The following is a 21,449-nucleotide window of genomic DNA, read 5'->3' on the forward strand; positions in this document are numbered from 1 at the left end:
GATCCTAATAGATTTAACGTCTACCTCGAAATCCTCCATGGTATTTTTTAACTGAAGATCGGGAGTCTAACACACCGTTGACTTTACAATCATAAACTCAAAAACATGATTAGGATAGTATATAGATGTTTGGGAGGTATGTATCATAACCCTATTTTTTGGCCGCCCATAGTCCCTTCCCATTTTCTTCTGGAAGAGTACGGAGCCACTATATCGACAGTAAACCATCATGACAAAAATTATTCGTAAATCGAGGAGTGATTTCTTTGGGATGGGTTTATATATTTTAGACCACGGCTGGCATTATCTCTTTTATTCGAAACCTTTTTCTTTTTATCCTTATCTGTTAATTTTTCTCTAACTTGATCGTCTCTTTTGCTTTCCAAGTTAGTGTGGGCAGACTTAAAAGTCGCAGAATATGGATCATTAACAAATGTGCCTTGATTTTTTAACTCATTGTTTTTTATTATTCTTACCTTCTTTTTCATATCGAATACCTTTTCGTTCTGGACAACAGATTATCTAGGGATTACTCGCTCGCACCAACCGGATACCTAGATTGCAATTTGGTATAACCAAGTGAGAGGTAATAATAAAGTTATTTTAATTCATAAAATCAAAATAAGAATTCCGTAAATTATATTAATTCACCTAAACTAGTCCTAAAGTTATTCTTTTGCATACTTTTTTGATAAATGGAAGTTTCAATAAGCCAACTGTTTTATTAGAAATGGCTTCCTCGTTGACCCAGCTCGGTTAAAAGTGGGTCATTGCCCGGTTTTAGTTAACTCCGCATAGATATCTTTTAAACAGCATCTACTGATTCATCAGACAGTCCAAGCCAAGCATAACCTTTGGACTCTAATTCCTCCGATAGCTCCTTTCCGGCTGTTTTTATTATTTTTCCTTTTGACATCACATGAACCTTATCTAGTTTTTTCAAATAACGCAAAATCCTTGCATAGTGAGTAATAACTATTACTCCCGCACCAGTTTCAATTAATTTATTGATGGCTTCAGCAACAGACTTTACAGCGTCTATATCCAATCCAGAATCAGGCTCGTCAAGAATAGCAAGATTGGGTCTTAAGACCAGCATTTGCATTACTTCAGATCTCTTTTTTTCTCCTCCAGAAAAACCTTCGTTAAGATATCTGCTTAAAAAGCTTGGATCTAGACCCACATTATCAAGATTTCTTTTTAGATATTCGTGGAATTCTTTTACGGTTATGAAAACTTCTCGATCCTTTTGTTCGGCCGTCAGAGATTTACTTAATAAATTATAAGCATTGCGTAAGAAATGACTATATCCTACTCCAGATACTTCAGTCGGATATTGAAATCCTAAAAATAATCCCTTTCTTGCTCTTTCGTCTGTTTTTAAATTAATTATGCTTTCATTATTAACTAAAATATCACCTGAAGTTATGGAATAACGCGGATGACCCAATAAAACGTTGGCTAATGTGCTTTTTCCAGAACCATTTAATCCCATAATGGCATGGACTTCACCTTTATTGACATCCAAATTAACACCGTTAAGTATTTTTTTATCTTCAATATTGACATTTAGATCTTTGATGGTTAAGAATGACATAAAATTTTATATATCAATACATAATATAAATATTCGTCAAAATAACACTGTTATAAATATAAAATTTATATATTTTGTGTAAATTTTGGTTAATTAATTGATTAAAGTATAATATTTTATATGAATTTTTAAAAAAGAATACAAAGAAAATGAATTTTTAAAAAAAAATTAGGTTATTGTTATTGTTCCTTTCATGAATGGATGAACGGTACAATGGTAACTATGTTCACCTGGACCCATTTTTTCTGCAGGGACGCTAGCTTTAGCAGCTGGCATTATAATACTTGTATCCCATAGTTTTCCGGTTTCTGGGTCTTCAGGTCCGGTTCCGCTAGTAGCTGTGTGTGGAACAGTATCGTCGTTAACCCAAGTCACTAATGCATCACTAGAGGCACTAGCAGGGTCAGGTCCATAGGCAGGATTTCCTTGTGTTGATGAACCCTTTAATATTTGCACTTCAACCTTATTGGCAAATGCAGATTCATCTACAGCCTCAGATGATGAATCTCCAGCTGCATCGGTAGCACTAGCCGCAGGTGCTGGTGGAAGTTCTTGTCTGTAAATAGAATCAACTACACCCGCTTTTGGTGTAGCTGCAGTAAACAAATAATAAGCAATTATTCCGACAATAACCGCCATTCCCATAAGCGTTAAAAAAGCTCTTTTGTCAGTCTTATCAGCTTCAACCATATTGACAACAAATTGTATAAAACGCCCTTATTAATTTCTTTTATGATCTTATTTGACCAAAAAGACTGTAATTTCATATTTATTTACTATTAATGGAAAATGGAAAATCAGCTTGCGAATCCAAATGAATAACTTTTATTTCTGGTTTCTGTACTTTTATTGCAACGAGAGAATGCTGAAAGGGAGAGAAAAAATCAACTGTAGTATATGTAATGACAGAATTGGTGATTTTAAATACGAGGCAATGCCACAATGGAATATTTCAGGATTCTTATGTAGCAAATGTTATTCAAAGAAGATATCAGAATACTATATAAAACAAAACCCAGAAGAAAAAAAATTAAAGTAAAAGCACACTATATTAGACTAGCGGGGGCTTGGCAGGATTGGACAAAGCTGAAATCAAAACTAGCGGAATCATGAAATTATTAATTAATAATTAATCGACTTTACGGATTTCGACGGCCTTATTGTTTTCTATTATAGATCTAGCATTCTCAAAAGGTAAAATTGCCACATCATCTCTCTGATAAGGACCATATTTATTCATATTAACTCCTACAAATTGCTCCATGGAATCTAAGAACCTTATAATTACAAAATTCTGATTTATTGAAGATACGATCTTTTCTAAAGTTTTCGATTTTCCATCAAGTAGCATTTTTAGTACTATGTTAATTCTTTGCTCTCTTTCTCTATTTCCAAAAAACACGTATTTTTCTTCATCTGTAAGATTAGAATATTCAAACATATTTTGTGATTTTGAACTATCGAAAATTTTCTTGCATCTTAATACGAATATCAAAGTCGTTAATTTAACAACCAAATTTATCAAATTGGAACTAATTTCTTTGGAAATTTTCTCCGTAGCCCCATTATTCTCTTTTTCATTTTGATCTTTTAACAAAGAAACAAGATTTGAAATATTTTGATAAAAATTGTGAGGAACAGGCTGAGGTCCATTATCAAGATGGATCTCTGCTTTTAAGATATTAAAAATTTCATCTATTTTTATTAAATTTGTTGGCTTTCTTTGATCCATCAGTTCTCACACAATTTGTATACATGATAAGCTTAATTAGAGGTTTTTATTTTACTATATCGAATATTTCATTTGCCTTATAAAGTTATAGATGGAAAAATTGAATCTTTGAATTTTACCGCAGAACAAATAATGATGAGATTAAAGGATGAAGAAATTAAATTTCTAGATTTACAGTTTACAGGTTTAACTGGTAGATTCCATCATACTACAATGGCTTCCAATATGTTCAAAAAGGAAGATTTTGAATATGGATTGCCAAAATTGGATGGTTCTTCAATTAGAGGTTTTACTGAGATCCACGAATCTGATTTGATAATAAGACCAGACCCTTCTACGTATGCAATAATACCATGGATAAAAGAAGACAAAACAGCTAGACTAATTTGTGACATATTATCAGGAGGAGAAAATAGAAAACAATTCAAAAAAGATCCTCGAGGTATCGCAAGAAAGGCAGAAGAGTATGTCAGACATCAAGGTTATTATAATTCATTTTGGGGACCTGAGGTAGAATTCTTTGTTTTTGATAAACTAGAAGTGAACACAATGACGCCATATAGATCCCAAAGTTATAACATTATATCAAAAGAAGCGCCATGGTCAACAGAAGGTGTAGGGTATGCACTCAGATTAAAAGAAGGATACCTCCCAAGCGCCCCAGGTGACACATTAATGCAGTATCGTAATGAATGCGTTGATGTTTTGAGTAATAATTTTGGTATTATTTGCGATGCCCATCATCATGAAGTAGCAACAGCGGGACAATGTGAAATCGATATAAGATTTGATACTTTAGTTAATGCCGCAGACTCTGTTCAAAGCTATAAATATATTGTTAAAAATATAGCCAAGAAGCAGGGCATGATTGCAACTATGATGCCTAAACCAATCGCACTTGATAACGGTTCAGGAATGCATGTAAATGTGAGTTTATGGGACAAAGAAAAAAATCTATTTTATGATATTAATGATTCATATGCAGAAATGTCTCAACTAGCCCGATATTTTATGGCCGGAGTATTAAACCACGCTCCTGCATTGGCGGCAATAGTTGCTCCTACAACTAATTCTTATAGAAGACTGGTGCCTGGATACGAAGCACCCGTGTACATTGCATGGAGTACTGGCAACAGATCTGCGATAATTAGAAATCCAGCTCATTATAGGGGCGAAAGGTTTGCACACATGAAAAGGATAGAATTCCGAGCTCCTGATCCCTCATGCAATCCATATTTAGCATTTTCAGCAATAATATCAGCTGGTCTAGATGGGATAAAGAAAAAAACATCGATACCTGACCCAATAGACGAAGATATTTTCAAAATGGCACCACAGCGCAGACGTGAATTGGGAATTAGACAATTGCCACCTTCACTTAGAGAAGCATACGAGGAATTAAATATTGACAGAGAATTTTTAAAGCCGATATTTGACGATGAAATTATAGATTCAATAATCTTGCAGGAAGCTAAGGATCATCAAGACGTTACCATAAGACCCCATCCACATGAGTTCTCTCTATATGCAGATGTATGAAATATGGGTTGAAATGGTAGCCCAGACCAACGGCATGAGATAAAACAAAGGTTAATAACACTGGATTAACACAGTTCTAAATAATTTTTTGGAGGGGTTGTCTAGACTGGTTAGGATACCTGCCTTACACGCAGGTGGTCATGGGTTCAAATCCCATTCCCTCCACTGTATTCACGGGTATTGACATAGAGTTTTGAATTAAAAAATAGAAAATAGTTTAGTTAATGCTCCATACCATTACTAGCACCACCGCTGTCACTATCAATAATGAAAATCAAAATCAAATAGTTGAGGCAGAGAAATTTAATTTGCTTCAATGGATGCGAAAATGGTCAAATAATCAATTATTCTTAAATTATAAGACTAATTGAATTTATTCATTGGAATTTCATCTTTACTAATTATAGTTTCTTTGGATACTATTTTTGAAGGATATTCTAAAAATTTTGCATTTTTTTGTCAGACTCATATCATCTAAATCTGCACTACTCCCCCATCAACAAACAACTCTATCGGTGTAATGTAACTACTATCTTCTGAAACAAACAATAAAAAAATTAATAGTATAACTCTAATATACTGAGATATGCAAATCAATTATTTTTGAGTAAGTTATTTCATTATTATATCTTGCACTAACTGTCAGAGTATAATTTCCTGGAACAACAGTTTCAGTGGGACTGATATATAATGTTGTTTTGAGTGGCAGTAAAGATGATATCGGAAGGTCGGATACCGAAAATGTGCGTTTGTCAAAATTGCTGGTAAGATTCCATAACTGACCATTTTTGGCAATTGAAGATGTTGCAAACATGGTAATATTGAACGGTTTATCTGACAAATTGTCAAAAGACGACATTTTCGATGATGATTCATAACCATTGTAAGAGGAGATATCATCTGAATTGTTTAATTTGTTTCGAGAAACAAACACATCCACAGAATCTCCTATGTTTGCCTTGCTATCGATAATTATCTTATCTTTTGAAGTAGATAGCGAAATGGGTATGTTATTCATGTTCTCCTTTGAAATACGTCCGATTTTATTTTCAGTCCATTCTGTAAACCACACAGAACCATTATTGTCAATTGTGAACTTGAGAGGATTAGACGTGTTACCCCATGCAATGTTTCTTGTCGCTATATGATACTCAATCAATGTCTTGTTTTTTATGTCGTATTGAGCTATTGCATTTCCCTCATGTTCGTTAAACCATATCTTACCATCATAATATTGATTGTAATAGGGCAGTGTTGTTGTGTTTCTTGTTGATGCAGGTGAGGTTGCATACTGTTTTACTTGATTTGTTTTAGGATCAAGTACTAAGAAAAGATTTGATGCATGGTCGTTTGTCCAAACTCTTCCTTTATCATCTTGGGCTATGCTAATTGGAAGGCTCTTTGTCTTATTCAGATCATATATTGTATAGTTCTGTGTTTGCATATTGAACTTGACTATCTGTCCGCCGTATGGGAAGTCTACTGTAGAGAACCACATAGTATCGGCATCTTCCTTTTCTTCTGTATCGTTAAAATTAACTGTAACATTAGAACTGCTTGAATTTCTTTCTAAAAGGGTATTAGTTTTGCTCTTGTCAGTAGGACTGAAACTCATCGAAGATGGTCCCATTGTCTCAAAGTTGATCCTTTTGCCCAAATCTATTTCTCTAATCCCCATTGTTGTATTGTTTTTAACCTCTTCGGGATTTAGAATTCCTAGTTTCTTTCCAAAAACATTTGTAAACCATACCAAACCATTTGAGTCAAAAGTTAGAGATAAAGGGTATGAAGAATTAGTTGGCGATATGTATCTTTCAAATTTATTTTGCTTGACAAGATATTTCCAGACAGAACTGCTTTGCTCATCAGTAAACCAAAGATCTCCATTCTTATCAAATTTGAGATCCCACATCATTGAACCAAATGTAGTCTTTGGATTCCAGTTTGGAATCGATATATTTTTTATAAAATTGTTTGTCGATGTATCAAAGACCAAAAAACGTCCTATCCAGTTTGCAGCAATCCAGATGTTGTTATTTTTATCTGCTGTTAGCCCGACCGGCTGGCTACATGGAAATGGTATAACAAACTCTGTGATATAGTCGTTTGAGTTTGCCATGCTGTCCCCACAGACATATTTTTTATCTCTTTCTGCTACTGGTGTTATAACAGATCCTTTATCTAATTGAGAGGATAATGTATCATCCTCTTTTGTTGATGAGAAAAGCCTGTCAAATGATTTATCTATATTTAGAAGGCTACTAAAGAAAATACTATTTGTAAATAAGTAATTAAGAGAAAGATACGTTACAGTAGCCACAACAACTACTGAAATTATCATATTTCTAACGTATTTATCCATTGAATATTTTCTCCTTTATAATATCATTATGAACTATCTTGATAATCTTTATGAATATTTTGCTTCCTACTCAAATTTTTTTCTTCTTGTATAGTATTACAACTGCAGTCACGGCAAGTGGTAACACTATGATGATTATATATACAAAGTATACAAGGGTTAATGGAGATAAGTGACTAAAAGAGTTTGATACATTTTGAAACTCACTAGTTGTATTATATGGATTTTCATAAACAAAGGTTCCAAACTGTACAAATGCACTCTTATTGTCTGCACTTTCAACTTTGATAATAGTGGGTCCAGTGGAACTAAAGGCATATGTTTGAGAAGAGGAACCGATCTGAGCTATACCGCTTGTCCTAAATAATTCAGTGTTATTCTGTAAGATTACAAAATTGTATGGCCACAAATGCATTCGAGTATTGGCGGGGTACTCAAAAAAATCCATTATAAAATGTATAGGCTCGTTTGTTATAATGGAAGTGGGAGTCCATGAAAGTCCAATCTCAACTTTACTATCATCTGTGAAGTTGTATAGAGGAAAATCGTTGATCTTCTTTTGAGATTCATCGACTGCATATGAAGGAATGTTCATGTTATTGTCTTGAACATGGATTATACCCTCCATCCATGGATGTATCGTACAAAAATAATGATATGTTCCTGACTGATTAAACTTGATCGAGGTAGTACCTTTTGGATCAAATAACCCACTATCAAATAAACCATCAGGTTCGCCTCTAGAATTTGATAATAAACTGTTTAATCCGCCACCAGTACCGCTAGTTACAGTATGAGGTTCCGTGTCATTGTTGGTCCATACTATAGTATCATTTACGTCCACAGAGATTTCTGTTGGGTCATACCATTGTTTGGGCGTTAGATTTGTTATATCTACTTCGGGATTCGCAGATCCTTTTGGGATTGTAACTATAGTTTGATTTGATCGTTGCGCTTGAGCAGATAAAAAAGATAATAATTCAATATTACTATAAACATAAAAAATACTATACAATAGCAAAAAAGTAAATAAGACTTTAAAAATCGTCAAATCATGTTACTTTAGATATTGTTATTTATATGTAGTTTAGATAAAGCAGATCGAGTTCCTTTTTCTACGCGTTTTTAGCTTTGTAATATATGGATAATTATTAATTGAAATCTGATTTAGCATTAGAGTAAGTATTATGGAAGAATAGATATCAAGTATCCTCAACTGTTATTCTCACAATATTCTTAATTTTGTCAATCATGATACATACTGATAACATTTTGAATTATACGAAGGATCGTTGGCTAAAATTGTGATATACGGTTCTGATTCATCTAGTTCACAGATGAGTGATATACCATTTTCCAAGATTGTGACTCCGTTCATGAAATTATATTCAGATTACGAACTAACTCAAAGATCATGTTCATTTCTCATCATCTAAAAAAGTTAGAGTATGCGACTATAATTAATCCAAATATTGGCGTCACATGAACTAATTAATCAAAGTAAAGGCATACATCACACTAAAAATTAAAGAAATAATACCTGCATTGAAATATGGTGATATCAGATATATTTCATATTCTATTGTTATGAACTTCTATAGTTGTACAACAATAGATATTAATTCTATAAGATATACTTTCAAACCATAATGCTATTAACCAAATGCAGTATTGCAGGAATTTCTATTATTTCTAGTGTAATAATAATTGGACTATATATTTTCTCTATGAATAGTAGTTTACTAACTTTAACCAATCCTTTAGTTGTTTATGCAATGACTAATGCTGCTTCTCATTCAGAACATATGTCAGAAATGAACCATGATCCATCCAATACGACGACTTCAGAAGAAGACAAAAAGAGATTTTGTGGAGATGACATTCCAAACTCTAACCTGTACGTTAGTGAATATACCCTCCCTATTCAGTGTAGCCAGCCTGTAGGAATAGCTGTGGATAAGGATAACAACATCTGGATAGCATCTGGAAAGTTAGGAAGTTTATTGGTTTTTAATACAAAAACCTTAGAATTTGACAAAATTATAAAAATACCAAACTGGCCAGAACAAAAAAGAATTATTGGATCTATGATATGGGAAATGAAATTTGATAAGAACGGTAATTTGTGGTTTACTGATGAACTTAGCAATTCAATTTGGAAGTATTTTACCAAGGATGGAAAGTTTGAGAATTACAGACTATTAGAGGAAGGCGGATATCCACAATCGATCTCATTTGATTCTGATGGCAATGTATGGTTTACACAATTTTTTGGGAAGAGACTCGGATTTATTGATCCGTCAAAGGTAATAACAAACACCACAGAAGGCATTTCAGAATTGGATATGTCCAAACAAATCGATTTTCAAACTATGGGACCTATTTCAAATGGTTTTGGATTTACCAATACCAATACCAATACCACTAACACAAATGAGACACTATGGTTTTCAACTGCTATCTTTCCAATGGGAGGACAGATTATCAAGTATGATATACCTTCAGAGTCTCTGACCATTCATGATGTGACATATACTCATAGTGTTCCCTTCAGTATAGCAGAGGATGAAAACGGTATGCTTTGGGCTAACAGTCATATTGCAAATCTTTTCTTCTCATTAGATCCCAATACAGGTGCGGTAAAACAGTATGCCACATCCAATCCTTCTGCCTCTGGTAATTTAACCACTTTGCCTTATTATAATGAATATAGAGATGGAAAAGTTTGGTTTAATGAACACTATGGAAATGCTATAGCATCCTATGATCCTGAAAATAAAACCCTGGTGGAATATTATGTTCCATCTCAAAATCCATTATGGGTTAATTCCTCAAATCCACTTAGGTTTACATTTGATAATAATGGTTCTGTGTGGTTTACAGAATGGACTGAAAATAAATTGGGAGTTATTACAAAAGACAGATTAGATCAGATACCTATAACATTGGGGGTATCGAAGAATAAATTAGTCTTAGATAGTAAAAACAACAAGAGTGATTCTATAGACATTTACATTCATGAAAATATTTTAAACGCTAGTAAGATTATAAATTCTACTACTGGTAATGAGGCTGCAAATAGTATAAACAAGTCTCTGAATATAACTATGGATGTAACATCTTCTATCGCTAAAAATGGAAAACTAACTAACCTTACTAGTAGTTTTAGTCAAGACAATATAACATCTGGAAAAAAACCAGCAGATGAAACCGGACCATCGCCACAATTAAACACGACATTAACGATTGCTCCAACAAAAGACGTGATTCCAGGAAACTACACATTGACAGTTAGTGCAAAACCGAATAAAGACATCACTGTCTCAAAAATTGTGGATATAGAAATTAAATGATAGGGTTGTTGTGATGATGTAAAACTACTATTATTCCGTAATAGCCTATATTTTACTTTCTGACAATGACGACATTTCCTATAATATTAGTTTTTGAGAATATGCTAAATAGTTATACGCTAGAATGATTCGATGTCTAAAGATATGTAATCCCTCTTATATTTTAGAATAAATATAAGATGATATTATAAACGAGTAAATTCCTTTTGCATAATAATACAACAGAGATAATAAAGAGTAATGTAAAAATCAGAAAATTAAAAATTGTATTGGTTTTGATTTCTACCTACCTTGTTATAGAAATCCTGGCTGGGTTCTATACAGGGAGTTTGGCACTACTAGCAGACGCTGGACACATGTTTACTGACACTTTTGGAATAGGTATTGCTTTGATAGCCGCCATATACAGCAGAAAGGAAGCGACTCCAGTTCATACCTTTGGCTTTTTTAGGACTGAAATATTAGCATCTCTTCTCAACAGTATAATATTATCGCTATTGTCTATTATCATAATCTATGAAGCTTATAGACGCATATTCGAGCCTGTAGATATTCAAAGTTTGCCTATGATCATAGTAGCTATGATTGGATTAATTGTAAATGTTACAGGAATGTATATTCTACGTGGAGAACACGTTCACGATCATGGAAGTAGGAATAAAATCAATGACAATAATATTAAAAAATCACTCTCCATAAAGGAGCACCCAGATAGATCAAGTGATCCTATACACAAGGAACATTCAGATCAAGAAGAAGATCTAAACATAAAAGGAGCACGTCTAGAGCTACTAAGTGATACTATCGGTTCTATTGGTGTTATAGGTGGAGGAATAGCGATTGCAATAACCAATATTACAATAATAGATCCTATTTTAAGTATTGGACTAGCAATATTCATTTTACCTCGGGTATGGGGTTTACTAAAGAAATCTGTACACATATTAATGGAAGGAGTACCGTCAAATATTTCGTACGAAGTAATTCAACAAGCATTACTCCAAACTAAAGGGGTTACAGGCGTATTCGATTTACATATTTGGACCATAACTTCTGGATATCATGCTTTATCTGCTCACATAGTTGTAATGGATACAAGCAATTCTTATCAAGTTCTGCACGACATCAGTTCAGTACTTGAGAAAAGATTCAACATAATCCACTCTACTATCCAAATCGAAAAATTTCATCCAACAGATATTGATGAATGAATAATGAATTTATAGATAAAGATAATTGCAATAAAATAATTGTGGATATGATCATTACAAATTAGCTGATGTTTTTATAAGAAGGCCTCTCTTTTGTTAAAAATACACTCTCCGTATGAAGATTGGATGGAATATCCATTTCATCAATAAGATGTCTGATTTTGACAGATGAAACTTTGGATATTTATTGTTCAAACACACCTCGAAATATTCCTCGTCATTTTATTGCAATATATGCAATTATTTATTATTAAGACTTCATTCTAAAGATTTCATTTTTTAGTTTTTTCAATTCATTTATCGAACTTTTCATTCACTCTTTTTACATCTTTACGTGTCTTTGATTTCATAACAATAGATAATCCAATCAATGCGATTAATGGAATGTAAAAGTAGTAGTAATTCATAAAAAATGCTTTCAATAAATTGAGGATTCTTTCTGTTACTGGTAGTACGACATCAACCTCAAACATAAAATTTACGATATCTAAGATATAGAAAATGTCCTTGATATCCATATAAATAAAAGATATTTTCCGGGCTCACTGAAGGTATAATTAAAATCGTAATGCCCTTGACTAACCAGAGTAAAATTATTTGGATTTGAGAATACCGGCTTTCCGTCTTTAAAAAAATAAAAAGAAACAGGAAGTTTTATTAATACATCTCCGGCGTTGGAAGTAAGACGAAAAAGAAAAGATGTAGTTCTGTCAATAATGGGTTTTGATGAGTTTACTAAAAACTCTACAGTGTAATTTCCTATTGACTTAGTTTGAGTGCCATTAAAACTGGCATCATTACCTCCAAAAAAAATGTGCAAAAGCTAGTGGCTCAATGTTAAGTGGGGAGAAATAAATCACCATAAACAAAGAAAAGAAAGAGACAAATAACAATAACCAAATTTTTGACGTTTGAAAACGTCCAGAGATTCTGACTAATGAGGAATGATGGTTATTTACAATAGATGTTAAACCTGAAAAAATAACATATTTAGAAAAATACAAAATTTAATTAGATTTTTGGACAGTTTAAATAGGAGAACCACAAATGTCAGCTTTATCATAATTTTGATAACAATAGAGATAATAATCAAATTATTGGTTCAAATCAAATCAAATCCTCTAATATATTATCCATTAATGAAGAAAACTTCAACAACGCAGCGAAAGGAAAAATTGAAATTGTTTCAAAGGATCTTAAATCTCACATATCAAAAATTATTGAATAAAGTTCCACAGATTAATTAAAACAATGCGAAAACAACTATTTTTGCAGTAAATGAAATGAATTATTCAAATGTAAAGATAATATATAAAAAGTCTTATTGTAAACATAGTTCATGATACTTAACTTAAAAGTCGACCTCGGTAATGGTTATATTCATGGAATAGCATCAAATAATCAAAAATCTTTTAAAATAAATATTCAGGAAGGATCAGAAATTCATATGGTTATTCCAGAGGAGTTGCAAGTAAATTCCAAAGAAGGATCGATTTTTTTTACAACTGAAGCAGGATATGATATTTCTCTACAATTAAGTTTTAAAAAATTGGAAACAGATATGATTTTAATTTATACAGATATAGATACGTTAATGAAGTTAGCCAAAGATCTCCCTATTCAGATGGAGATAAAATAATACAAAATAAATATCTTTTTTTGGTAATGCAATACTCTCACATGATATATCATATCATAACTAGATTCTATAATTACTAAGATATGTATCATAAATCTAAAAAGTATTGGTCAAAGTATACTACAATAAATCATTCCATTTCTTTCCCTGTAATTTCGAACAAATATCGATAACCATTTCTTGTTCCGAGATATTTATAATCCTCTAGATTCTCTACTATATCGCCATCCATGATCCACTGAAAAGTTCTTTTCTCCTTTTCACTCATCGAATCATCTTCGATGCAAACTAGCGTATCATGTTGCTCTATGTTGAAATTGTAACCAATTACCTTAGTTCCCTTGGTTAAGAGAAGGGTAAAGGGACTTTGCTCAGTAGGTCCAGGATCAAATCTATGTACTTTTAATTTCATAAGATAAAATAACGATGTCTCTTAATTATTGTATTGTCCTAAACATAAGCTGATAAGTTTGATAATGATATATGATAAAGATTATTGTCTAATTAAATTGAACAGATTTTGTGATAATTAATAAGCTAACATGATAAATCAATGTTACAGTATTATAATTCATATAGATGAAAAATATTGAAGAAATAAACCGAAATATTATCCAACAATCTTACAACATCAATAAGCTTGCCAATACGATCAAAATTGATTACAAGGCGTATTATTTCACATACATGTATTAAAGAACAATCTAGTCACTGACTCTGGAGAAAAATATAGTATTCTTTAATCTATATTGAACCCTACAGACAAACACAGTTGCACTCATAGAAGTCAATAACTATTTCTATCTTTTGATCTTACTAATTCATTTTAGTTCCAAATAGAAAATCATAATAGTCATCAGATGGTAAACCATATTCTGTTGTTTTCATTCAGTTAACTAGCAGAGTCAACTTGTTGAGACTTTTCGTGACTTTTTTGGTTCCATTTTCCCGTTACAATTGACATTGAACTAATCAGAGCAGTAACAGCATCTAAAAAGAACTGTTTACTCAAACCATCATAAAATATTACCTTATATAAGTTAATTAACGGGGGAGACTTGATCATAGAGATATTCTTAGGTAATATGAGACTGTCTAACTCTATATATGTTAAATCTAGTTCTTTTCCAGTAATTTGGCTTTCAATATTTTTGTCCAGTTCAAAGGTTGTTCGGATTATAAAACCATCATCTAAATCCTTCTGAAATTCCAAAAAGAATGGAGTAGACAACCCCGACGAATAAGGCAATTGTGGAGATATTTGTGCTTGAAATTCGATACCTTCAGTTTTATTTTCCTTTGTTGCATCCTTTGTTTCATAGCCCCATTTTTTTAACCAATCAATTAACTCATAAAATTTTGATTCTTTTAATTTCATCAATTCAGTTCCATCTTTACCTGCGTCTTTTTCAACCGTTATCTCCTTACTTACATTACTAGAGGTAGATTCAGCCGCACTATCGGTTTTGTTCGATGTAGACATCTTCTTAATTAAAATTAGAATATTATATAAATAATGATTTCAATCTCAATTATGAGACTAACGTTTAGTTCAATATCATAAAAGAAACTTAGTTGTTCCTTATCAAAGTAGTCGCTCTTGCTAATTGAAGTGAGAGAGAAGGAATATTAAGATCGCTAGTATGATAAACATATAGAACCAATTAAGAATTAACAGAGTTGATCATGTTCTTATTTCGATTTGGATCCGTATCTCTTCATTCCAAATAGTCTATTATGAGGCTAATAACATAGATAAAACCTCTGTTACTAAGGTAATATACTGCAATCAAGGATTAATTGTAAGTTGCCAGCACTATTTAATAATGATCTTTATTATCGGTTTCGATTCTACATTTTAAAAATCACTGAAAGTCAACTGATAGTATTTCTAAATATTAGGAATTAGATGTTATAATAGTTAATTGGCATGGATGCTAACAGGAAATTTTGTTAGATCATTGGTTTTAAAGAATTGCAACCTCGTAAATTCATCATGCAAAGATTTTATGGACATATTGTGACAATTGGTTCTCATTGCATCAGACAAGAACTAATCAATGAATGATTAATTGTCAGTATTTGAATAGATTATAGAAGAGTTTGAAGGAAGTAGACATGGAAAGCAAAAAAACGTTAATTTGTACTAATATTTCATTAATTTGTACTAATATTTCATTAATCTGTACTAATATTTTATAATTTTTCATATAAAATTAAAATATTTATATAAAAGAACTGTATAATATATTTGATCAATATGGGTAAAATGTCAAAAGAAATTGCTGGGCCTGGTGTTGAAGGTACAGTACAAATGCTCAAAAAAGCATATGGCGCTGAATTATCTGCATTTCATTACTTTTGGTTCGTATCACAGAATATAGAAGGATTAGGAGTGTTACATCAAGGTTTCTTTGAAGATAGAGCAAAGGAAGAACTAGGACATGCAAAAAAAGTTGCATTCAGGTTAATGCAGTTGGAAACACAACCAACCGATGAACCATCACAATGGGAACAAGACAGCGGTCTTGGAAAGCTACAACCTTCAAGATATTTAACACTTAGGAGTGCATTGGAAAAAGCATTAGAATTTGAAAGGGCTGTGATTAAACATTATAATGATTTGGCAAATAATGTAAAAGATAAAGACCATGCAACATACCATCTTGCATTAGAACTATTAGATGCAGAATTAGAAGATGAACAAAACATAGAAGATATTTTAGCAAAGCTAGAAATCCAATAAAATATTTTTCTTTTATTTTTTGATTTAAAACAATAATATAAATATATTGTAAAAGTACTTAGTCAGGTTGACTGACACTATTTCTAAATATTCTACCTATTGTACAGTGTGTAAGATTAGCGTAAATTTATCAGATATTAGATTTGTTAGATTAGCAAATAATATGGCGACAATTGAAGGCAATTGTACTATTTGTGGTCTTAGGTTGATGAAGGGAAAGATTATGCCAAAAGCAGGAAAAAATCCTCTCCAAAAGAGTAAAAGAAAAAATAATAAGAGAAAATCAAATCCCTATAATTTGTTAAAGTCGAAGAAATAATTTTGAATAATTTGTAGTAAATAAAATGGTAAGGAAAGCAATATTATGTTTTGAAATTCATTTCATCAAATACGTTAATTAGCCATTATTTTCTCTTTTTCTGTTAGATGGAAGCTCCAAACCGATAATGCCCATCATTGACTCACCGATGGGTTCAAATATAGTTCTTAGAGATTCATCATCATAATACTTTGCTATATCAGACAACTTTGATTCGATTTTCTTTTGTTCAATTTTTAATAAAACATATCTAGCTATAAGGGCCTTAACCTCGTCTGCTTTATCTTCCTGAATTGGGTGCTTTCCTGATGAAGTAGAATTTGATGTATTAGTAGAAGTGGTTTTAGTAGGCAATACCAATTTTATTAGTTACTTCCTGATACTATGGTGCATCTTTGAGAACTACGATAGGACCATATCTTATGGCTGTCTCATTTAATGCAAAAGTCATTTGGTCGATTGAGTCAAGTATTCCATCTGTGTTTTCGCAAATATAGGTTATGAAATTGTCTTCAGACTCTTTTTCTTCATTTTCATTTATGAGTGACGATGACGATGGCGATAAGGATTGTTGGTGGTGGTCGGTAGCAGACATTAGTATGGCCTAATTAATCCAGCCTAATATTTAAATTGTTTCATAACAAAGAAAATCAAAATTATTTCTATTATTATGCGTACAAAATTTATTCAAAATAATGGAATGTTGTCATATTTCCATATCATTGCGTCTTTGTATAGATTAATTAGTTCGATTTTATTAACACTAAAAATAACCAGTCCATAATTGTAGAAAACGCTAAAAAGAAAACGAAATGGATGTTTCATTGAAGCTAATAATTTCTTGAATTTCTAATTTTTGTTCATTTTGTAACTTAGTTTTACATCATATACCCAGAACTAAATCTCATTTTTGAAAATCGAGATCAGGATTAAATAAAACTTTATCTCAAGTTACAGAAAAGTTCCAATGGACCTATTGGTTGACTTTGAATCGGTAAGAAAGGCTACAATCATGACATAAGTTCACATACCACTTCTCGGAGCAATATGTAACAAAATCATGAGTAGGTCATCCGTACCTAAAATGATGCCTTGATTACTGTTTTAGTGACAAACATTTCTATTTGATGTGTATATTTAATCAACCATGAATATTACCCAGAATTTTTCTTGACCTGTAGAATCAAAAACGAAAATCTAGATCAGGATTAAATAAGTATTAGAGCAATTCAATGATACTACTCGGAACTCAATAGTTCAAAGGATTTCCTCCAGTCAAACCTAACGTGATATTTGGGGAGTAATAAGGCTACAATCATGCGATAAGTATCTTCTATTGAAGAGTGTTTATGACTGAATGAAAGCAATATCATCCATACGGATTTATTGATGTTTTTGAGACCTTATTGACGCCTTCATTACTCTTCTATGTATCAAAATTTAAGAAAAAGTTGGATAAATCAATTACTATATGAATATATCAACAGGTCCGAACAAAAAACCAAATAGTCTAGAAATCCAGACTATTCTATTGTTGACCTAATGCGTTGTTACCATCATTCAAGTTGAATGACAAAGCAACGTTGTTACCGGATGCTGTAGAATTCCCATTTTCAGAGAATACTTCGCTAGATTGTCCAGTAAACTGATCTTGTAAAACTCCTTGGGTCGAGTTGTTTGATTTGATCTTTTTTGCAAAAACACTTTGGTTATCGGTGTTCACATTTAACCCACCTGCAACTAGCAGTGTGGTAGCAAAAGTAATTACTACTGCAAGAATCATTGATTTATTTTTAATTATAGACATCTTAATTATATTTCACATCAAATAATCGGAATATTTAGATTATCGAGTAAAAAAACTGTAAAATAATTCTATAACCTAACTAATTTTACATCCTAAATTTGCATGTCAAGTATTGCATCAATTATTCCCTTGCATTTTGCAGTCAATGGCTAACAAAATTCAAATTCATGTGCTTATTAAAACCCATTTTCTATAAAAAGATACTAAAAAGCAAAATATCATTTTTGGAAAAAAATGTCTACGTATAATGAAATATTAAATAGCATGACTAGATAATCTAGATCCTCAATTCATTTACTTTATTTTGGTTAAAGAAAATCAGGTTTGTATAATTTTGTCTGAAGAGGTTATTTACATCGACCATTGCCATAGGGTAAAAGAAACATCAGTGTTTCTCTAGTCAGTTAGCGTTACCTTCATAAAAATCCTAATAACTAAAAACTAGAAATTAACTTGCAATATACCAGTAAACAGTAATTATGTATTTTGATTTATTTATATTACCTAGTAATTTATTTTCATGATACAAAATAAAGATAAGATCTGCTTTGTTGCATAATTCCTTATTCTCCGGTTATCATCATGATCATCATGTTATATTCTTCTAAAAATGTTATACAATGATACTTTTATCATGATCTCCTTTACCATGTTTTGAAACCTGTTTGCTGATGTGTATTCACCAAACATTCTCTTTATAGCTGAGAACACAGTTTCAGATATCCATCTCTGTCCGTATTTTCTTTTTGTCTTCCATTTCAACAGATCCTTTGCTTGTAACTTTACTTCGTTGTTCCTTAACCTATTGTTTTTAGGAGAAACAATAGAGTTCCTTCTTACCTTTATACCTGGATTGATCTTTTTGTCCTCAAGATACACAAAGTTTGGATTTGAATCATAGGCTCCATCAGCTAGTACCGATTTTATCTTTACAGTGTTTGGTTCTCTCGAATCCAAAACATGATTGACTAGTTTCTTTAGCATTTTCCCATCATGTACCTTCTCATCTGTCACTTCCAAAGCAATGATTTTCCTGGTCTTTATGTCTACAGCAACGTGGATCTTGAGATATCCTTTTCTATTTTGTGTATTCCATTTCTCATCCATCCACTGACCTCTGTTAGTAATCTTGATACCTGTACTGTCTATTGATATTATTAGGTCATCATCGTCATCCATCTTGTCTCTTTTAATATCGATGTTTAGCTTGTTGATTCGTTTACAGATGTGACCATAACTTGGTGGATTAGCAGGTAACCTTTTTCCTGTGGCCTTAATTATACCTTGGGTTTGTCTGTATGGTAGGTGAAATAAATAGCGAATGTAACCAATGGCCAAGATGAAAGAATCTGGAAATACAAATGGTTTACCCTTTTTGTTTATATTCATATTCTCTATCTCTGAACCCCAACCATCAAGGAAATCATACGAGAAGAGGATCTCACCGCGTTGAACTAATGAGCGATTGTAAGAGGGCCAGTCTATCACAAATAATCAATCTGTTCATTCCAGCTAAATATGTTGAGTTAGGCGACAAAGCAGATAAGATCCACCTATTGAGTTAGTAGATGGTCTCCCATAGCAAGTTTTAATGGGTAATAACACCTAATTTACCATTCCTATAATCTTCGATTGCCCGATATATCTCCTGTTTTGTATTCATTACAAAAGGACCATATCTTGCTACTGGTTCGTTTAGAGGAACACCTGCAATGAAAAGAAATTGTAATGGTTCCTTAACATCTTTGGATGACTTTATCTTTATGTTCTCCCCGTCATTATTAAAAATAATTACGTTTCCTCTTTTTGTATATTTTTCATCATCTCCAAAAGTACCCTCACCTGATATGACATATACAAACGCATTATAGTTACTTTGAAGTTGATGGATAATTTCAGACCCGGAGCTTAAGGTAAAATGCAAATACTGAATTGGAATTTTTGTCTTGATGACTGATTTGACATCAAAAGCCTCTCCAGCAATTACCTTTACATGTCCACTATCCTCTGATAATTTGACAACTGGAATTTCTGAAGAAGGAATGTCTTGATAATATGGATTAATCATTTTATCTTTCTGAGGCAAATTTACCCACAATTGAAATCCGTGCAATCTTCCCCCTTTCTTCCTGAACTCCACTTCGGGCATCTCTGAATGGATTACCCCTGATCCGGCAGTCATCCATTGAATATCTCCGGCATTGAGCTTTCCCGAATTCCCTGACGAATCCTTATGTTCAAAAATACCCTCTATCAAATATGTTACCGTTTCAAATCCTCTATGTGGATGATCTGGTGCTCCCTTGGCTTCCCCAGGTTTGAAGTCCATTGGGCCCATTTCATCGAGAAGTAAAAAAGGATCTATATAAGATATAGAATTAGTCGGAAATGATCTATTAACTATAAACCCTTCACCTTCACTAGTCTTTAGACTGGTTATTATTTTATTTATAGAACGATTTTTGTTGACAGATTCTTTTGGATTTAGCTGCTGTTGTTGTATTTTTTCCACCATATTATTTCGTTAATCTGGTATATAACTCTAGTAGTAATTTATTACTTAGTTAGTTATTATTAGTATTAAACCATGATTTGGTGAATTCTTGTTTGTTACCTAAATTAATATACATGATAACAAAACCCGATGGAGTGTATTAGATACCCAAATAGCAATAAGATTTTAAAATTTTAATACCTGAAAAGCCATTATAATTTGGAAAGGAAATTCTTATGAAAGAAGAAAAATGTGATGTAGTGGACATATGGGAGGTATTAGGAAAAAGATGGTCACTACATATTCTAAAGAATTTGAGCACAAATGGAATAATCAGATTCAATGAACTTAAAAGATTGATACCAGAAATTAGTAGTACCGTTTTATCTCAAAGATTACTAGAGCTAGAAAGGGAAGGTCTAATATCAAAAAAAATTTATTCAGAAATTCCCGTTCGGGTAGAGTATAGTTTAACACCTAGAACGAAAGAATTAGAGACAATTTTGCAACAGCTTAATGATTGGATAAACAGATGGAAAGGATATGAGAAAAGAAAAGAAATCAAGAGTGTGACGGCTACCATATCAAAATCTACTTCAACATCATAAAGATTATAGAAGAAATTAATCCCCCAGGGGACGAGTAATTCT

At 32.2% G+C, this 21,449-nt stretch carries 20 protein-coding genes and 1 tRNA gene; 7 read left to right on the forward strand and 14 right to left on the reverse strand.

The features are described 5' to 3' along the window. Positions 1-239: 239 nt before the first annotated feature. From NMY3_RS02505 to NMY3_RS02520, 4 genes are all read right to left on the reverse strand, one after another. Positions 240-488: a hypothetical protein gene (locus NMY3_RS02505; RefSeq protein WP_196817379.1), complete on the reverse strand. Its 249-nt coding sequence runs from the start codon at positions 486-488 to the stop codon at positions 240-242. 317 nt (positions 489-805) lie between these two features. Continuing rightward, positions 806-1,597: a Fe-S cluster assembly ATPase SufC gene (gene sufC, locus NMY3_RS02510; protein ID WP_196817380.1), complete on the reverse strand. Its 792-nt coding sequence runs from the start codon at positions 1,595-1,597 to the stop codon at positions 806-808. Positions 1,598-1,765: 168 nt separating this feature from the next. Then, positions 1,766-2,287, reverse strand: a complete 522-nt coding sequence (locus NMY3_RS02515) for a cupredoxin domain-containing protein (protein ID WP_196817381.1) — start codon at positions 2,285-2,287, stop codon at positions 1,766-1,768. Between the two features lie 439 nt (positions 2,288-2,726). Beyond that, on the reverse strand, positions 2,727-3,329 hold the full coding sequence (locus NMY3_RS02520; protein ID WP_196817382.1) for a hypothetical protein: 603 nt from the start codon (positions 3,327-3,329) through the stop codon (positions 2,727-2,729). Positions 3,330-3,461: 132 nt separating this feature from the next. Between NMY3_RS02520 and glnA the strand changes: the two genes are divergently transcribed. Then, positions 3,462-4,868 (forward strand): type I glutamate--ammonia ligase, encoded by a 1,407-nt coding sequence (glnA, locus tag NMY3_RS02525; protein WP_196818452.1) that lies wholly within the window; start codon positions 3,462-3,464, stop codon positions 4,866-4,868. A 90-nt stretch (positions 4,869-4,958) separates the two neighbouring features. Next, positions 4,959-5,033, forward strand: a tRNA-Val gene (locus tag NMY3_RS02530). Between the two features lie 406 nt (positions 5,034-5,439). Here the strand turns inward: NMY3_RS02530 and NMY3_RS02535 are convergent. After that, positions 5,440-7,230, reverse strand: coding sequence for a hypothetical protein (locus NMY3_RS02535; RefSeq protein ID WP_196817383.1), 1,791 nt, complete (start codon positions 7,228-7,230; stop codon positions 5,440-5,442). 70 nt (positions 7,231-7,300) lie between these two features. Then, complete coding sequence (locus NMY3_RS02540; RefSeq protein ID WP_196817384.1) at positions 7,301-8,281, reverse strand: cupredoxin domain-containing protein; 981 nt, start codon at positions 8,279-8,281, stop codon at positions 7,301-7,303. Positions 8,282-8,957: 676 nt separating this feature from the next. On the opposite strand from NMY3_RS02540, the gene NMY3_RS02545 reads away from it, so the two are divergent. Continuing rightward, positions 8,958-10,583, forward strand: a complete 1,626-nt coding sequence (locus NMY3_RS02545) for a hypothetical protein (protein WP_196817385.1) — start codon at positions 8,958-8,960, stop codon at positions 10,581-10,583. Between the two features lie 206 nt (positions 10,584-10,789). Further along, complete coding sequence (locus NMY3_RS02550; RefSeq protein ID WP_196817386.1) at positions 10,790-11,794, forward strand: cation diffusion facilitator family transporter; 1,005 nt, start codon at positions 10,790-10,792, stop codon at positions 11,792-11,794. 487 nt (positions 11,795-12,281) lie between these two features. Here the strand turns inward: NMY3_RS02550 and NMY3_RS02555 are convergent, their stop codons facing one another. Further along, positions 12,282-12,614 carry a hypothetical protein gene (locus NMY3_RS02555; protein ID WP_196817387.1) on the reverse strand — a complete coding sequence of 111 codons (333 nt, stop codon included), beginning with the start codon at positions 12,612-12,614 and terminating at the stop codon, positions 12,282-12,284. 519 nt (positions 12,615-13,133) lie between these two features. Here NMY3_RS02555 and NMY3_RS02560 point away from each other — a divergent pair. After that, positions 13,134-13,433, forward strand: coding sequence for a hypothetical protein (locus NMY3_RS02560; RefSeq protein ID WP_196817388.1), 300 nt, complete (start codon positions 13,134-13,136; stop codon positions 13,431-13,433). 130 nt (positions 13,434-13,563) lie between these two features. Here NMY3_RS02560 and NMY3_RS02565 read toward each other — a convergent pair whose 3' ends face one another. Then, on the reverse strand, positions 13,564-13,845 hold the full coding sequence (locus tag NMY3_RS02565) for a hypothetical protein (protein WP_196817389.1): 282 nt from the start codon (positions 13,843-13,845) through the stop codon (positions 13,564-13,566). Positions 13,846-14,325: 480 nt separating this feature from the next. Then, positions 14,326-14,916: a hypothetical protein gene (locus tag NMY3_RS02570; RefSeq protein ID WP_196817390.1), complete on the reverse strand. Its 591-nt coding sequence runs from the start codon at positions 14,914-14,916 to the stop codon at positions 14,326-14,328. Between the two features lie 786 nt (positions 14,917-15,702). On the opposite strand from NMY3_RS02570, the gene NMY3_RS02575 reads away from it, so the two are divergent. Continuing rightward, on the forward strand, positions 15,703-16,179 hold the full coding sequence (locus NMY3_RS02575) for a ferritin-like domain-containing protein (protein WP_196817391.1): 477 nt from the start codon (positions 15,703-15,705) through the stop codon (positions 16,177-16,179). Between the two features lie 397 nt (positions 16,180-16,576). Here NMY3_RS02575 and NMY3_RS02580 read toward each other — a convergent pair whose 3' ends face one another. The 5 genes from NMY3_RS02580 to NMY3_RS02600 all read right to left on the reverse strand — a co-directional run bounded on the left by NMY3_RS02580 (position 16,577) and on the right by NMY3_RS02600 (position 20,820). Beyond that, the gene (locus NMY3_RS02580; RefSeq protein ID WP_231100196.1) at positions 16,577-16,858 is read right to left on the reverse strand and encodes a hypothetical protein; all 282 of its coding nucleotides are present in this window, start codon (positions 16,856-16,858) and stop codon (positions 16,577-16,579) included. A 22-nt stretch (positions 16,859-16,880) separates the two neighbouring features. Next, entirely contained in the window at positions 16,881-17,093 is a 213-nt protein-coding gene (locus NMY3_RS02585) for a hypothetical protein (RefSeq protein ID WP_196817393.1), read from the reverse strand. Positions 17,094-18,026: 933 nt separating this feature from the next. Continuing rightward, the gene (locus tag NMY3_RS02590; protein WP_196817394.1) at positions 18,027-18,305 is read right to left on the reverse strand and encodes a hypothetical protein; all 279 of its coding nucleotides are present in this window, start codon (positions 18,303-18,305) and stop codon (positions 18,027-18,029) included. A 594-nt stretch (positions 18,306-18,899) separates the two neighbouring features. After that, on the reverse strand, positions 18,900-19,793 hold the full coding sequence (locus NMY3_RS02595; protein WP_196815659.1) for an IS5-like element ISThar1 family transposase: 894 nt from the start codon (positions 19,791-19,793) through the stop codon (positions 18,900-18,902). Positions 19,794-19,893: 100 nt separating this feature from the next. Further along, the gene (locus NMY3_RS02600; protein ID WP_196817395.1) at positions 19,894-20,820 is read right to left on the reverse strand and encodes a pirin family protein; all 927 of its coding nucleotides are present in this window, start codon (positions 20,818-20,820) and stop codon (positions 19,894-19,896) included. A 215-nt stretch (positions 20,821-21,035) separates the two neighbouring features. Here NMY3_RS02600 and NMY3_RS02605 point away from each other — a divergent pair, with 215 nt between their 5' ends. Then, the gene (locus NMY3_RS02605) at positions 21,036-21,407 is read left to right on the forward strand and encodes a winged helix-turn-helix transcriptional regulator (RefSeq protein WP_196817396.1); all 372 of its coding nucleotides are present in this window, start codon (positions 21,036-21,038) and stop codon (positions 21,405-21,407) included. Positions 21,408-21,449 lie beyond the last annotated feature (42 nt).

It is taken from the genome of Candidatus Nitrosocosmicus oleophilus, from assembly GCF_000802205.1.
In the GTDB taxonomy this organism is placed as follows: Archaea; Thermoproteota; Nitrososphaeria; order Nitrososphaerales; family Nitrososphaeraceae; genus Nitrosocosmicus; species Nitrosocosmicus oleophilus.

Excerpts from the sequence above, each read along its gene's own strand:
- NMY3_RS02505 (WP_196817379.1), bottom strand. The coding sequence starts at position 488 with ATGAAAAAGAAGGTAAGAATAATAAAAAACAATGAGTTAAAAAATCAA.
- sufC (WP_196817380.1), bottom strand. The coding sequence starts at position 1,597 with ATGTCATTCTTAACCATCAAAGATCTAAATGTCAATATTGAAGATAAA.
- NMY3_RS02515 (WP_196817381.1), bottom strand. The coding sequence starts at position 2,287 with ATGGTTGAAGCTGATAAGACTGACAAAAGAGCTTTTTTAACGCTTATG.
- NMY3_RS02520 (WP_196817382.1), bottom strand. The coding sequence starts at position 3,329 with ATGGATCAAAGAAAGCCAACAAATTTAATAAAAATAGATGAAATTTTT.
- glnA (WP_196818452.1), top strand. The coding sequence starts at position 3,462 with ATGATGAGATTAAAGGATGAAGAAATTAAATTTCTAGATTTACAGTTT.
- NMY3_RS02535 (WP_196817383.1), bottom strand. The coding sequence starts at position 7,230 with ATGGATAAATACGTTAGAAATATGATAATTTCAGTAGTTGTTGTGGCT.
- NMY3_RS02545 (WP_196817385.1), top strand. The coding sequence starts at position 8,958 with ATGAATAGTAGTTTACTAACTTTAACCAATCCTTTAGTTGTTTATGCA.
- NMY3_RS02560 (WP_196817388.1), top strand. The coding sequence starts at position 13,134 with ATGATACTTAACTTAAAAGTCGACCTCGGTAATGGTTATATTCATGGA.
- NMY3_RS02565 (WP_196817389.1), bottom strand. The coding sequence starts at position 13,845 with ATGAAATTAAAAGTACATAGATTTGATCCTGGACCTACTGAGCAAAGT.
- NMY3_RS02570 (WP_196817390.1), bottom strand. The coding sequence starts at position 14,916 with ATGTCTACATCGAACAAAACCGATAGTGCGGCTGAATCTACCTCTAGT.
- NMY3_RS02575 (WP_196817391.1), top strand. The coding sequence starts at position 15,703 with ATGTCAAAAGAAATTGCTGGGCCTGGTGTTGAAGGTACAGTACAAATG.
- NMY3_RS02585 (WP_196817393.1), bottom strand. The coding sequence starts at position 17,093 with ATGTCTGCTACCGACCACCACCAACAATCCTTATCGCCATCGTCATCG.
- NMY3_RS02590 (WP_196817394.1), bottom strand. The coding sequence starts at position 18,305 with ATGTCTATAATTAAAAATAAATCAATGATTCTTGCAGTAGTAATTACT.
- NMY3_RS02600 (WP_196817395.1), bottom strand. The coding sequence starts at position 20,820 with ATGGTGGAAAAAATACAACAACAGCAGCTAAATCCAAAAGAATCTGTC.
- NMY3_RS02605 (WP_196817396.1), top strand. The coding sequence starts at position 21,036 with ATGAAAGAAGAAAAATGTGATGTAGTGGACATATGGGAGGTATTAGGA.